The following is a 12,899-nucleotide window of genomic DNA, read 5'->3' as shown; positions in this document are numbered from 1 at the left end:
GTCAGGCGGTGAGGTGCTCGTCGAAGAAGGATTGCAGCTTGTCCCAAGGGATAAGTTCAACCTTATCATACAGATCGACGTGACCGGCGCCGGCAACGATATGCAGTTCCCGCGGCTCGGCCGCCTTGGCCAAGGCCTGTTGGCTGAAGAAAAGCGAATGCGCATTCTCGCCGGCGACGAGCAGGACAGGACGCGGAGAGATCGCATCCAGATGTTCGAAAGGCCGGAAGTGGAAGTAGGAAGGGTCGCTGGTGACCGATATCGCCGACGTCGAGCGGGGATGCGCGCCACGCGGCATCCGGTAGTATTCGAAGAATTCCCGCGTGATCGCGTCGGTGTTGTCAGTAAGAACGTGAGGCAGTTCGCCGTACCGCTTCTCGCCTCCGGCGAATTCCACCCAACGCTGTTCAGTCATGGCGGCAAGCGCGGCTTGGCGTGCCTCGGGGCGCATCGGTTCGCCGGCCCAGGCCCATTTAGCACCGCCCATGTCGTACATGCTGACGGTAGCGACGGCCTTGATGCGCGGGTCGATTTGCGCGGCCGCAAGAGCGAAGCCGCCGCTCGCGCAGACGCCGATCACGCCGATGCGGTCGCGATCCACAAGAGGATCGACACCCAGGAAATCGACGCCCGCACTGAAGTCCTCAATGAACACGTCGGGGGAAGAGATGAAATGCAGCTGACCGCCGCTCTCGCCATTGTAGGAGGCGTCATGTGCCAGGGTGATGAAGCCACGCTCCGCCATCGTCTGGGCATAGAGGCCGGAGGTCTGCTCCTTGACCCCGCCAAACGGATGACCCACCACGAGCGCGGGATGACGGCGCGAACGATCGATGTCTTTTGGGGTGTACAGGTCGGCAACCAACGTGATCCCCAGGCGGTTGGCGTAGGACACCTTTCGGTGATCGACGCGGTCGCTCTGGGGGAAGGTTTTGTCCCAGGCAGTGGTAGACTGGGCAGGTTCCAACGTTGCCGAGGCGGCGGACATAACGCCCATCACAGCAACCGCCGCGCTGGCCGCGCCTGCCGCTTTCATGACGGTGCGCCGATTGGGATTGAAGCTGCCGAGTGCAGATTCCTGACGTGTGAAATGCTTCGACATAGGTCTGTTCCTTAAGTGAGATTGGGCTCATTGCGTCGACGCGCGACTGGCTACAGTTCCTGGGCAGTTGGCCGGAAGGTGATCTCGTTGATGTCGACATCCTCGGGCTGGCTCACGGCGAAAGCGACCATGCGGGCATAGCTCTCCGCAGGGATGCCGACCTTCCCCACATAATCCTGGTTCGCCGACTGGACGTCCTCTTCGCTGATATGGTCGAGAAGCTCCGTTTTCACCGCACCCGGAGAAATCAGCGTGTTGCGGATGTTATAGGGCTTCATTTCCTGCCGTAGGCCCTCGGACAAGCCGCGAAGAGCGAACTTTGTCGCCGAGTAAACAGCTGAACCCGGGAAAACCTTGTAAGCGGCGACCGACGCCGTGATGATGATGTGGCCGGATTTCTGTTCTTTCATGTACGGCAACGCAGCGGCGATGCCGTGCAGCACCCCCCGCAGGTTAACGTCGATCATCTGGTTCCACTCATCGACCTTCAACCGCTCGAGCGGCGAGAGCGGCATTACGCCGGCATTGTTGATGAGCACGTCGATGCGGCCGAAGGTCTGGACGGCGGTGTCAACTAGCCGCTGCATGTCACTTAACTGGGTTACGTCAGTGGCGACTGCCACGGCATTGCCACCGGATTTGGTAATGTCGGCCACGAGAGTTTCGATTCTATCGACCCGCCGCGCCGCAACGACGATGCTGGCGCCCTCGGCGGCAAGATGACGCGCAGCTGCCGCGCCTATCCCGCTTGAGGCTCCGGTGATGACTATGATTTTACCTGCGATGTTATCGGTCATTATGTTTTCCTGACAATTTGGACGTGTTGTGGGATGCCGTCGGTGAAAGTTGGTCATGTATCGTCGCTGACTGAATGCCGCGGGTGACACGCCAAGCCGCCACCGCAAGGAGTGATGAACCGCACAACAGGCCGGCGCTAAGCGCGAAAGTGCTCCACCAGCCGACAGCGTCGAATAGAAAACCGCCGGTTGCCGCGCCGGCCGTGATTGCAAGCTGGATCACTGCCACCTGCAGGCCGCCTCCAGCCTCGGCATCGTCGGGCATGGCACGGGTCAACCAAGTGCCCCAGCCTACGGGTGCAGCGGTGCCGAAGAAGCCCCAGGCAGTAAGCAGCAAGGATACGATAACCGGCGCAGCACCGAATAAGACCAACCCAGCTGCCAACATCGCCATGATAATCGGAATGACTACCAGGATGCTGAAGAGCCGCTTGTTCAGCAGGTGACCGATGCACCAGGTTCCGGCGACGCCGGCCAGCCCCATCACCAACAGTATTGCGGACAGATCCGCGATGTCGAGCTGGGTAACCTGTTCGAGGAACGGACGCAAATAGGTAAAGAGCGCGAACTGGCCCATGAAGAAGAACAGGATGGAGGCCATGCCCAACGCGACCGGAGGGCGCCCAAGCAGCGTGAAGACATTGGCCAAACCCCGGTCGCGCCGCGGCGCCAATGCAGGAAGGCTGATCCACTGCCAGACCAGCGCCAGCAGGCCGAGTGGGACGACCATAAAGAAGGCTCCCCGCCAGCCGATATAGGCGCCAAGGAAGCTTCCGAGCGGGGCCGCAATCGTTGCTGCGATGGCATTGCCAGCGTTCAGCGTCGCAAGGCCCTTGGGCACCAGATCGGCCGGCAGGAGACGCATCACGATTGCCGTGGACATCGACCAGAAGCCGCCGATCGCGATCCCGATCAGCGCCCGGCCGACCATCAGGAAAGCGTAGTTCGGCGCGAATGTGACGGCGAGGCCGGAGACGACAAGCAGCCCCGTGAATGCCAGGACCACGACTCGTCGATCGATACGGCGGGTGAGACCTGCGATGAGGAGGCTGGTCACGACCGCGAGGGCGCCCGAGATCGAAATCGCCTGGCCCGTCTGGCCRGCGGTAATCCCTAGGTCGAAGGCGATCGGCGACAACAGGCTAACCGGCATGAACTCGGAGGCGATCAGCACCCCGACACAAAGCGCCATGGAAATCACGGCGCTCCAGGCGGAGCGAGAATTCGTCAATCCACTGTTATAGGTCACGTCCATAGCCTATCCTTGGGCAGGCGGGATGACGCCCTTCACCGATCGGCCGTCGTGACTGGAAGATATGTAGCGCTGCTTGTTGGACAATCCGTGAAATCTGCATGAAGTTATCGGTCTGTGATATGAATTGTCGACGGAGGTGCCCTTGCAGCGTGAGGACATGAAGGACTTGCTCTGGTTCCTGGAGGTCGCCAGAGAGCAGAGCTTTACCAAGGCGGCGGCCAAGCTCGGCACCTCGCAATCAACGCTCAGCCTCACCATCAAGGAGTTGGAGGCACGGCTGGGGGTGAGGTTACTCGCGCGCACCACGCGCAGCGTAGCGCCTACCGAGGCAGGTGAGCGTTTGTTCCGCTCTCTCGCGCCACGCATTGAGGAGATTGATGCCGATCTTGCGAACCTAACGGCATATCGAGACACACCTTCGGGAACTGTCCGCCTGACGCTTTCCGACCATGCGCTTCAGACTACGGTCTGGCCAAGATTATGTCCGGTTTTGAAGAACTATCCCGATATCCGGGTCGAACTTTATAGCGACAATGGCATGCGAAACATCGTGGAGGAGAGGTACGATGCCGGCGTGCGGCTTGGCGAGAGCATCGACAAGGACATGATTGCCGTGCGCATAGGCGCGGACTGGCGGATGGTTGCGGTTGCATCGCCGCAATACCTCGCGCAGCGATCGATTCCGGTGACTCCGCAAGACCTCGTCGAGTATGATTGCATCAATCAGCGGCAAGCGACTGCCGGGGGCCTCGCCGTCTGGGAATTCGAGAAGGACGGTCGTGAGTTACGGGTCCGCGTCGAAGGGCAACTGACCTTCAACACGTCTTTTGCCATAATCGAGGCAGCCCTAAATGACTACGGCATCGCGTTCCTTCCCGAAGATCTGGTCCGCGATCATGTCGCTGCGGGACGGCTATCGCTGCTTCTCGGCGACTGGAGTGCACCCTTTTCTGGCTACCATTTGTATTATCCAAGCAGGCGGCAGATGTCTCCGGCAATGACCGTGATACTGGAAGCTCTTCGGTACAAAATCCCCAGCGCAACGGGTTCGAAGGTTGCGCGCTAGTAGCTCAGCACCTCGACCGGTCGAGCTTGACGACCTCGCGACGCGCCGATCATGAAGCTGGCGCGTTCGCTGCAGTGGGGGGCCAAATCCGGCCATCCGGGCATCACCCAACCCGGCATCTTTCAGTCGCGATACCTCAATCGATCAATAACTATACGCAACGCTGAGCTGACTTGCCTTCGGCCAGAATAGAATAGATGGAAGCCATCAAACGGAGGACACCAATCCGCAAGAACGCGGCGGAGGCTGCCCTCCTTGATCGCGTCAAGCACTTCGGGTTCAGTGACGAAGGCGATGCCATGGCTTTCCTTCGCTGCCTCGATGCATATGTCGCTTTCGCTGAATATGAACGGTCCGGAGATCTTCTTGACGATCTCCACACCGTCCTTTTCGAACTCCCAGTCATATGGTGGCGCACGGACGTTGAAGCGTAGCGCCAGACAATGGTGAGTATCGAGTTCCGAAGGATGTTCTGGGACACCGTGCTCTTCGAAATACTTCGGAGTCGCAACAGCCGCCATGCGCAGTTGCGGCCCTATCTTTACAGCAACCATGTCGGGGCCGACGAATTCTCCCAGTCGTATTCCTGCGTCGAATCGATCCTCGGTAAGATCGGCGAGACGGCTTTCCAGACTGAGCTCGATCTTTACATCCGGATAGTCGCGGACAATTTGTGAAAGGATCGGCCACAAGGGAGTACGTGCTGCGGTCTTGCTTAAGGTCAGCCGCACCAGACCACGCGGGGCATCGCCAAGAAGGCGCAGCTCCTCCATACAAGCATCGATCTGACCGAAGCTGGGTCGCAGCGTCACAAGGAGTTTCTCTCCAGCCTCGGTCGTTGTCACGCGCCGCGAGGTGCGGTTCAACAGCTTCTGTCCGACCGACGCCTCCAGGCGGCGGATTGTATGGCTGACTGCAGATTGAGAGATTCCCATTCGCGCGGCGGCGCGTGTGAAGTTGTTCTCTTCCGCGACAATCAGAAAAACTGCCAGATCGCCCAGTTCCTCGCGTTTCATTCATGAGCCTTCGACATTGTTCGGCACACCGTAGCCGCTCAGCCCCGCCTGCACCCAATCAATAAATCATGAACTGAATTCATCCTTGGTATGAACAGGATGAGGGTGGTTCCGGTGTCTCACCGATTTAAGTACTTCGGAGCGACGTGAAATCCGCGCAAAATCAGACAGGAGAGAGCATCCGTGGCTCCACCCATCGAATTCGAGATTTGCCGAAGAACGCTTCTGGTCGGCACAGCTGTATCAGCCGCAGCGGCAGCAGCCAGTTTAACCGGTCCGGCTAATGCCCAAACTGCCCGCAACGGTCTTCCCGTGGGACCCCAGCGGATGTCTGTGTCGCTGAAGATAAACGGAGCCCAACGGACCCTTGAGCTTGATAACCGAACGACGCTGCTCGACGCGCTGCGCGAGACCATGCAGCTCACCGGAACCAAAAAGGGCTGCGACCATGGCCAGTGCGGCGCCTGCACCGTCACGGTGAATGGCCGACGCGTCAACTCCTGTCTCAGCCTCGCGGTCATGCATGAGGGCGACGAGGTGACGACGATTGAAGGGATCGGTACGCCAGGGGATCTCGACCCGATGCAGGCCGCTTTCGTCGAGCACGATGGCTTCCAGTGCGGCTACTGCACGCCGGGCCAGATCTGCTCGGCCAAAGCGGTGATCGAGGAAATCCGCGCCGGCATCCCCAGCCATGTCACCGGCGACCTGACCGTGCCGATCAAGATGACCGATGGGGAAATCCGGGAACGGATGTCGGGCAATATCTGTCGCTGCGGCGCCTACTCCAACATTCTCGCAGCAATCACCCAGGTGGCGGAGGAACGGTCATGAAAGCCTTTTCCTACGAGCGCGCCGCAAATCCGGCCGCAGCCGCGGCGCGGGCTGCCCAGGTTCCCGGCTCGAAATTTATTGCCGGCGGCACCAATCTTCTCGACCTGATGAAGCTGGAGATCGAGACGCCGGTACATTTGATCGACGTCAATGGGCTTGGGCTGGATAAGATCGTTGAAACTCCCCAAGGCGGGCTGCGCATCGGTGCGCTCGTGCGCAATACCGATCTGGCCGCTCACGAACGTGTCCGGCGAGATTACGGTGTCCTTACACGAGCGCTTGTCGCGGGCGCCTCGGGTCAGCTGCGCAACAAGGCAACAACCGCAGGCAACCTCCTGCAGCGCACCCGCTGCCCCTATTTCTACGATACCGCCCAACCCTGCAATAAGCGCACTCCCGGCGCAGGCTGCGCGGCGCTGAGCGTAGGCGCCTTCTCGCGCCAGCTCGGTATCGTCGGCACCTCGGAAGCCTGCATCGCCACTCATCCCTCTGATATGGCTGTCGCTCTGCGGGCACTCGATGCCGTGGTTGAGACCGTAACCTCCGTGGGAGCGACACGTAGAATTCCTCTTGAGGAATTCTACCGACTTCCCAGCGACACGCCCGACCGCGAGACCGTGCTCATGGAGGGCGAGATCATCACCGCGGTTACTTTGCCTCCGCCAGTCGGAGGCCGCCACGCCTATTACAAGGCGCGCGACCGGGCTTCCTACGCGTTTGCGCTGGTGTCGGTGGCGCTGGTCCGCCTGGCCGATGGGACCGGCCGCGTCGCGCTTGGCGGCGTCGCGCCAATGCCGTGGCGTGTGGCAGAAGCCGATGCCGAGTTGCCGAACGGCGCACACGCCGTCATGGCGCGTCTGCTCCATGGTGCGCGACCGACCGAGGAAAATGCCTTCAAGATCACGCTAGCCGAGCGGACGCTGGCCGGCATGCTAGCCGAGGAATAAGCCGATGGAATTCAATGAACCTGCTGGCCATAACATCTTCGACCGCGCCACGATCGTCGGGAAGCCGCACCCACGGATTGAGGGTCCGCTGAAGGTCACTGGAACCGCACCTTACGCCTACGAGCGTCACGACGTCGTCGCGGGCCAGCTGGTTGGCTACCCTGTCGGCTCGACTATCGCCAAGGGCCGCATCACTTCGATCGACGCCTCAGCTGCCCGTTCGGCGCCCGGCGTCGTCGCCGTGGTCACTACGCTTGAGATTGACCCCCTACCGCTGGGGTTTCTGAACGTCGCAAGGCTGTTCGGAGGGAACGAGGTGCAACACTACCACCAGGCCATCGCCGTGGCGGTCGCCGAAACCCTGGAACAAGCCCGCGCGGCCGCCGCGCTTGTCAAGGCGACCTACGAGCAAGAAGAAGCGGATTTTGATCTCGACGCGGCGTTTGAGCGTCTCCAGGGCACTGGCAAGCCGAGCACCGATGTCGGCGATTTCGACACCGCGTTTGCGAACGCCCCGGTGTCCTTGGATAAAATGTATCGCACGCCCTCTCACTCCCACGCGATGATGGAGCCGCATGCTTCGATTGTTGACTGGTCGGACGGCGACCGCCTGACGGTCTGGACGTCGAACCAGATGATCAACTGGAACCGGGGATCCTTGGCCACGACCTTCGGCCTCGATAAGGAAAAAGTCCGGGTGGAGAGCCGGTATGTCGGGGGAGGCTTCGGCGGCAAGCTTTGGCTGCGGGCTGACGAGGTGTTGGCCGCCCTCGGCTCCCGTGCCGCCCGCCGCCCAGTCAAGCTTGCGTTGCCGCGCCCCTTCATGATGAACAACACGACGCACCGCTCTGCAACGGTGCAGCGCATCCGGCTGGGCGCCACAAAGGACGGAAAACTGACGGCGATAGGTCATGAGGTAGCTTCGCATACCCTGCCGGGTGGAAGGGGCGAGGACGCCACGGCACAGAGCCCCTTTTTCTATGCCGGTGCAAACCGGCGGATCATTCACCATCTTGTTGATATGAACCTGCCGGAGTCTTCAGACATGCGCGCGCCAGGCGAGGCATCGGGACTGATGGCGCTAGAGATCGCAATGGACGAGATGGCCGAGAAGCTCGGCATCGACCCGGTCCGGTTCCGTATCCTCAATGACACCCAATTGAACCCGAGCGACCCCAAGATACCCTTCTCGGAGCGGCATTTCGTGGAATGCCTCGAACGTGGCGCCGAGGCATTTGGTTGGACCAATCGCAACAAGACACCCGGTGGGAAACGCGACGGAACTTGGCTGATCGGGCACGGCATGGCCGGTGCCTATCGCGGCGGCCCGACGCTCGATTCGGGGGCGCGGGCGCGGCTGAACGCCGGCCGGCTGGTCATCGAGACCGATATGACCGACATCGGCACCGGATCTTACACGATCATTGCGCAAACTGCGGCGGAGACCATGGGCCTGCCTATGGATGCGGTCGAGGTCCGGCTCGGCAACAGTGCCTATCCGGTCGCCTCAGGCTCCGGGGGACAGTTCGGTGCGGCGAGTTCCACCGCGGGGGTCTATGCCGCGTGCCTAGCCCTTCAGCGTCAGATCGCCAAACGGCTGGACATGGAGAATCCGCTCTTCGAGAATGGCCATGTCCGAGCCGGCAACACCGTGGTGTCCTTGGCCCAGGTCACGGCCAACCAGGAACTGGTCGCCGAAGACACCATGACGTTCGGCGATTTCAAGAAATCCCTGTTACTCGCCACCTTCGGCGCGCATTTCGTCGAAGTTGGGGTCCATGTCGGCACCGGCGAGGTGCGTGTGCGGCGGATGGTAGCGGTATGCGATGCAGGCCGCATCCTGAACCCGGTGACAGCCCGCAGTCAGGTCATAGGCGGTATGACGATGGGCGTGGGTGCCGCCCTGTCGGAGGAGCTCGCCACCGATCTCGGACGTGGATTCTTCGTCAATCACGATCTTGCCGGCTACGAGGTGGCGGTGCACGCCGACATCCCTCATCAGGAGGTGATCTTCCTGGACACCACCGATGCGTCCTCTACGCCGTTGAAGGCCAAAGGGGTGGGCGAGTTGGGCCTTTGCGGGGTCGCCGCGGCTATCGCCAACGCCGCCTACAACGCCACAGGCATTCGGGTGCGGGACTATCCGATAACGCTGGACAAAATGATCGACCGGCTTCCAGCGGTATGAGAAAGATAGACATCAGGCGAGATTAGGCTCGCGGCTGGCCAATCAGGTAAGGGTTGCCGAACGCCCAGTCCGACCTACTCGCTCTCGATACCTCGAAGGAGTCCGTAAAGGGATAACTGGAGCCGTACGCCTCCAATACCGGGCTTAGTCGGCAGTCCGCGAAATGCGCTTGCCGGCGTTGCCCCCGCGTTACGAGCGCCGGCTATCGTTCCTGAGAAGTGCCGCGTCGCTGATCCGCATCAGCGACGTTGCGGTGGCTCGTGACGGCGCGATCTGGATCATTGAGGAGGCTAATCCTGGTAGCCTCCGGCGCCTTACGCCCAGATCCTGAAGGAGCAGCAGATAGACAGGGAAGGAAAATCGATATGACGATCCAGTTCGACTTCGTTAGACAAGTTGACCAGCTTCTTCAATAAGCACTCGCGGCGAAAGCCGGCCATATCGCCTTGAGGGGTGGTATAATCCTCCCCCGACGCAAACCAAGGAGAGCCAGTCGTCAGGTGGGCTCTCCAGTCACCCATTTAACCCGAACCGGTGCTTTTGCCGCCAGATTCTCCGAGACCAAATGATCCGCGCGTTAAGCCCATGCTAAACCCTATCTGGCATCGTATTGTAGCCGTACCGGATCGCGTTCCGCAGTCCTTAGCCCGCTATTATATCTATTGGAGAGTTTTCTACGTTCTTGCCGGTTTCGAACATACGTTGTCGCTGATTGCTTTCCTGCAATCCGGCGTCACGTTCATGGCTGTCTTCAACACGTTCAGCGTGGCGCTGTTTGTGAGCGCCTTCTTCTTGTTGAAAGCTGGCTATTACCAGCTCTCCTACTGGAGCGCGATCACCGAACTCGTTCTGCATGGCATGGCGGCCACGATTTGCATTGGACCGCAGTTCGGCTTCACCAACTATACATTTCTCGTCGTCGTGCTTCTATTCATCCAGCCCTTCTACTCGTGGCGCCTTTCTCTGGTTCTGGCTGCGCTCACGTTGGCCAGCGCGGCATTCGTGACCGCATACAGTGTGGACAACCAACCGCTCTATATCTTATCGGAGGAGTGGGCGCGCACCATGATGATCCGTCAGGTCGTCGCTTGGCCGATCTCTGTCCTGATCATGGTGCTGCCGTTCATTGTGGCCTCCACGCGGGCAGAGAGCGAGCTTGCGGCGGCCTATGCCGAGAGCGAACGTTTACTGCTGAACATCTTGCCACAGAAAATTGCAAAACGGCTGAAAACTAAGCCCGACATGATCGCCGACGATCGCGAAAGCGTGACGATCCTCTTTGTCGACATCGTCGGCTTCACATCCATGTCGGGACGTCTTCCGCCGACCAAGGTCGTTGCTCTGCTCAACACCGTGTTCAACGCCATCGACGAACTTGTGGCGGAATACGGTTTGGAGAAAATCAAGACCATCGGCGATGCATACATGGTGGCCGCCGGACTGCCGGACCCGATCGACGATCCCGAGGCAAAAAGCGCTCGACTGGCATTGGACATCATCGAAATGATCCCTCGCTACAGGGAGCCGGAACGCGATGAACCTCTCGCGGCGCGGATCGGTATCAATTCGGGTCGCGTCGTTGCCGGTGTGATCGGCAATCGCAAGTTCGCCTATGATTTGTGGGGAGATGCCGTAAACATCGCAGCGCGCATGGAAGAGACGAGCGAGCCTGCGCGAATCCAGGTGACCGACACCTTCGCAGACCGGCTGCGGGATCGGTTCGTATTCGAGCCGCGCGGCGAAACCGACGTCAAAGGAAAGGGGCTGGTGCGAACGAGTTTTCTCGTCGGCGAAAAGAGATACGAGTATCTTGCGGTCTGATCCAGCGAGCGAGAGTCTTAGCACCTGCCGGCTGCGGAGGAGTCCGGCAAGCAACGACAAGGGGCTGATAGAGGCCCTTTCATATTATCGCCTTGAGCGAGCATCGTTTGAGTGGCCGTGCGGAAAGCTGCCCCGCGCCGCGGGCCGTCGGTTCGTTATCCACTCAATTGATGAGTTCATCTCATACCTGCATGCAAAGTGCACAGCGTAATCTGCAGGTCCCGTGTCGACTAGTGCCGTCAAACTGACGCTCGCCGTGATTGATACACCTATCGTAGACCACAGTTCCACCGCCTGTATATCCAAATCTGAGACAGATGGCCGACGCTTACGGCTCACGTTAGTCCATTCATCAAGCTTATCTTACGACCTCTCGGTAAGGGCATGACCAAGGAAGGTGAGGTACCAGCTGAGATCCAGGACCTCAAAGATCAAAGTTGGTTGGCATCATCACCACGTCGCGGATGGTCATCCCCCGAGGGCGCGTGAGCATGAAGGTGATCACATTTGCCACTTCGGCTGCTTCCAGTAGGCTTCCCGATTCCCTGGCTTCCTTCAACTTCTCCGGTGGCCAGTCCGCAAGTAGCGCGCTGATCACAGGGCCCGGCGAAATCGAACCGACCCGAATGCCGTGCTTGAATACCTGACGTCGGACCGTCTGCACAAAGCAGTTGATCGCCCACTTCGACGAAGCATAAACCGGCTCCCACGGCGTTGGAAAATGAGCGGCCAAGGAGCTAGTAACGATGATGTCGCCCGTCCGACGCCCGATCATGTGCGGCAGCACATCGTGGACATTCTTCATCACGACGTTGACGTTCAGGTTCAGCATCCGGTCGATGGCACCGGTGTCGGAGTCCACCAGGTCACCACCCACATAGGTGCCGGCATTGGCATGAAAGATGTCGAGCTGACCTGCCGATTGCACAACGCGCGGCATCAGCGTCGCACAGTCCTTGGGGTTGAGGAGGTCGATGACAAGCGGGATAACCGCGTCCCCGTGCTTGGCCTGGATCGACTCGAGCGCCGCCTTGTCACGATCAATCATCACAACGCGCGCGCCTGCTGCTAACATCGCCTCAGTGCTCGCCAGCCCGATACCCGACGCGGCCCCCGTGATGGCGGCAATCTTGCCTTCCAATTCTCTCGCCATGAAATCTCGCCCTATCTAGCTGGATCTTGCGGGACGATAGCAAAAAAACGGACCGCCCGAACTGGGATTCGGGCGGCCGTTGCCGGCCAGGAAGGCGACCGGCAGTCGGCACCGGGAGGAGCCTTACTTGATGTAACCGCCTTCGGTCATCGTTGCCGTGGCGGCGTCCTGGGCCTGCTTGAGCGCATCGTCGACGCTCGACTGGCCGGCAAGAGCCGCCGAGAAGAGCTGGCCGACGGTGGTGCCGAGACCTTGGAACTCAGGGATGGCTACGAACTGGACGCCGACATAGGGCACCGGCTTGACGGTCGGATGCGTCGGGTCGGCGGCGTTGATGGAGTCCAGCGTCATCTTGGCGAACGGAGCCGCCTTCTGGTACTCGGCATTGGCGTAGAGCGAGGAGCGCGTGCCCGGAGGAACGTTGGCCCAGCCTTCCTTGGACGCGACGAGCTCGGCATAGTGCTTCGAGGTCGCCCAGGAGACGAACTTCTGAGCCGCATCAGCCTTCTGCGTACCGGCGGGAATGGCCAGAGACCATGCCCACAGCCAGTTGCCGCGTTTGCCCAGACCGTTGTCGGGAGCAAGAGCATAACCGACCTTGTCGGCGACAGTGGAAGCTTTCGGGTCGGAGACGAACGAGGCGGCGACGGTGGCGTCGATCCACATGCCGCACTTGCCCTGCTGGAACAGCGCCAGGTTTTCGTTGAAGCCGTTGGACGA

General features: G+C 60.3%; 11 protein-coding genes. 5 read left to right on the top strand and 6 right to left on the bottom strand.

All coding sequences use genetic code 11. From position 1 onward, the window contains the following. Position 1: 1 nt before the first annotated feature. Genes AC1DZP_RS32925 through AC1DZP_RS32915 form a run of 3 tightly spaced genes read right to left on the bottom strand, consistent with a single transcriptional unit; the run spans position 2 to position 3,154 of the window. Positions 2–1,102 carry an alpha/beta hydrolase gene (locus tag AC1DZP_RS32925; protein ID WP_477308187.1) on the bottom strand — a complete coding sequence of 367 codons (1,101 nt, stop codon included), beginning with the start codon at positions 1,100–1,102 and terminating at the stop codon, positions 2–4. A 50-nt stretch (positions 1,103–1,152) separates the two neighbouring features. Continuing rightward, positions 1,153–1,899, bottom strand: a complete 747-nt coding sequence (locus tag AC1DZP_RS32920; RefSeq protein WP_477308185.1) for an SDR family oxidoreductase — start codon at positions 1,897–1,899, stop codon at positions 1,153–1,155. Continuing rightward, a complete protein-coding gene (locus tag AC1DZP_RS32915) occupies positions 1,889–3,154 on the bottom strand; it encodes an MFS transporter (protein ID WP_477308183.1) in 1,266 nt (421 codons plus the stop codon). Before AC1DZP_RS32915 ends, AC1DZP_RS32920 begins: the two co-directional genes overlap by 11 nt. A 142-nt stretch (positions 3,155–3,296) precedes the next feature. Between AC1DZP_RS32915 and AC1DZP_RS32910 the strand changes: the two genes are divergently transcribed. Beyond that, on the top strand, positions 3,297–4,220 hold the full coding sequence (locus AC1DZP_RS32910; RefSeq protein ID WP_477308181.1) for a LysR family transcriptional regulator: 924 nt from the start codon (positions 3,297–3,299) through the stop codon (positions 4,218–4,220). Positions 4,221–4,342: 122 nt separating this feature from the next. On the opposite strand, the gene AC1DZP_RS32905 is transcribed toward AC1DZP_RS32910, so the two are convergent. Beyond that, positions 4,343–5,236, bottom strand: coding sequence for a LysR family transcriptional regulator (locus tag AC1DZP_RS32905; RefSeq protein WP_477308179.1), 894 nt, complete (start codon positions 5,234–5,236; stop codon positions 4,343–4,345). Between the two features lie 183 nt (positions 5,237–5,419). On the opposite strand from AC1DZP_RS32905, the gene paoA reads away from it, so the two are divergent. The 4 genes from paoA to AC1DZP_RS32885 all read left to right on the top strand — a co-directional run bounded on the left by paoA (position 5,420) and on the right by AC1DZP_RS32885 (position 11,026). After that, complete coding sequence (gene paoA, locus AC1DZP_RS32900) at positions 5,420–6,070, top strand: aldehyde dehydrogenase iron-sulfur subunit PaoA (RefSeq protein ID WP_477308177.1); 651 nt, start codon at positions 5,420–5,422, stop codon at positions 6,068–6,070. Further along, the gene (locus AC1DZP_RS32895) at positions 6,067–7,017 is read left to right on the top strand and encodes an FAD binding domain-containing protein (RefSeq protein ID WP_477308175.1); all 951 of its coding nucleotides are present in this window, start codon (positions 6,067–6,069) and stop codon (positions 7,015–7,017) included. Before paoA ends, AC1DZP_RS32895 begins: the two co-directional genes overlap by 4 nt. Positions 7,018–7,021: 4 nt before the next feature. Next, positions 7,022–9,205, top strand: a complete 2,184-nt coding sequence (gene paoC / locus AC1DZP_RS32890; protein WP_477308173.1) for an aldehyde oxidoreductase molybdenum-binding subunit PaoC — start codon at positions 7,022–7,024, stop codon at positions 9,203–9,205. Between the two features lie 702 nt (positions 9,206–9,907). After that, positions 9,908–11,026, top strand: coding sequence for an adenylate/guanylate cyclase domain-containing protein (locus tag AC1DZP_RS32885; protein ID WP_477308171.1), 1,119 nt, complete (start codon positions 9,908–9,910; stop codon positions 11,024–11,026). A 424-nt stretch (positions 11,027–11,450) separates the two neighbouring features. On the opposite strand, the gene AC1DZP_RS32880 is transcribed toward AC1DZP_RS32885, so the two are convergent. Continuing rightward, on the bottom strand, positions 11,451–12,179 hold the full coding sequence (locus AC1DZP_RS32880; protein ID WP_477308169.1) for an SDR family oxidoreductase: 729 nt from the start codon (positions 12,177–12,179) through the stop codon (positions 11,451–11,453). 123 nt (positions 12,180–12,302) lie between these two features. After that, positions 12,303–12,899: extracellular solute-binding protein (locus AC1DZP_RS32875; protein ID WP_477308167.1), on the bottom strand; the 597-nt coding region annotated here is incomplete at its 5' end.

It is taken from the genome of Mesorhizobium sp. P2_F8, assembly GCF_056403655.1.
This window is presented reverse-complemented; position numbering and strand designations above follow the sequence as displayed.

Excerpts from the sequence above, each read along its gene's own strand:
- AC1DZP_RS32925 (WP_477308187.1), bottom strand. The coding sequence starts at position 1,102 with ATGTCGAAGCATTTCACACGTCAGGAATCTGCACTCGGCAGCTTCAAT.
- AC1DZP_RS32920 (WP_477308185.1), bottom strand. The coding sequence starts at position 1,899 with ATGACCGATAACATCGCAGGTAAAATCATAGTCATCACCGGAGCCTCA.
- AC1DZP_RS32905 (WP_477308179.1), bottom strand. The coding sequence starts at position 5,236 with ATGAAACGCGAGGAACTGGGCGATCTGGCAGTTTTTCTGATTGTCGCG.
- AC1DZP_RS32895 (WP_477308175.1), top strand. The coding sequence starts at position 6,067 with ATGAAAGCCTTTTCCTACGAGCGCGCCGCAAATCCGGCCGCAGCCGCG.
- paoC (WP_477308173.1), top strand. The coding sequence starts at position 7,022 with ATGGAATTCAATGAACCTGCTGGCCATAACATCTTCGACCGCGCCACG.
- AC1DZP_RS32880 (WP_477308169.1), bottom strand. The coding sequence starts at position 12,179 with ATGGCGAGAGAATTGGAAGGCAAGATTGCCGCCATCACGGGGGCCGCG.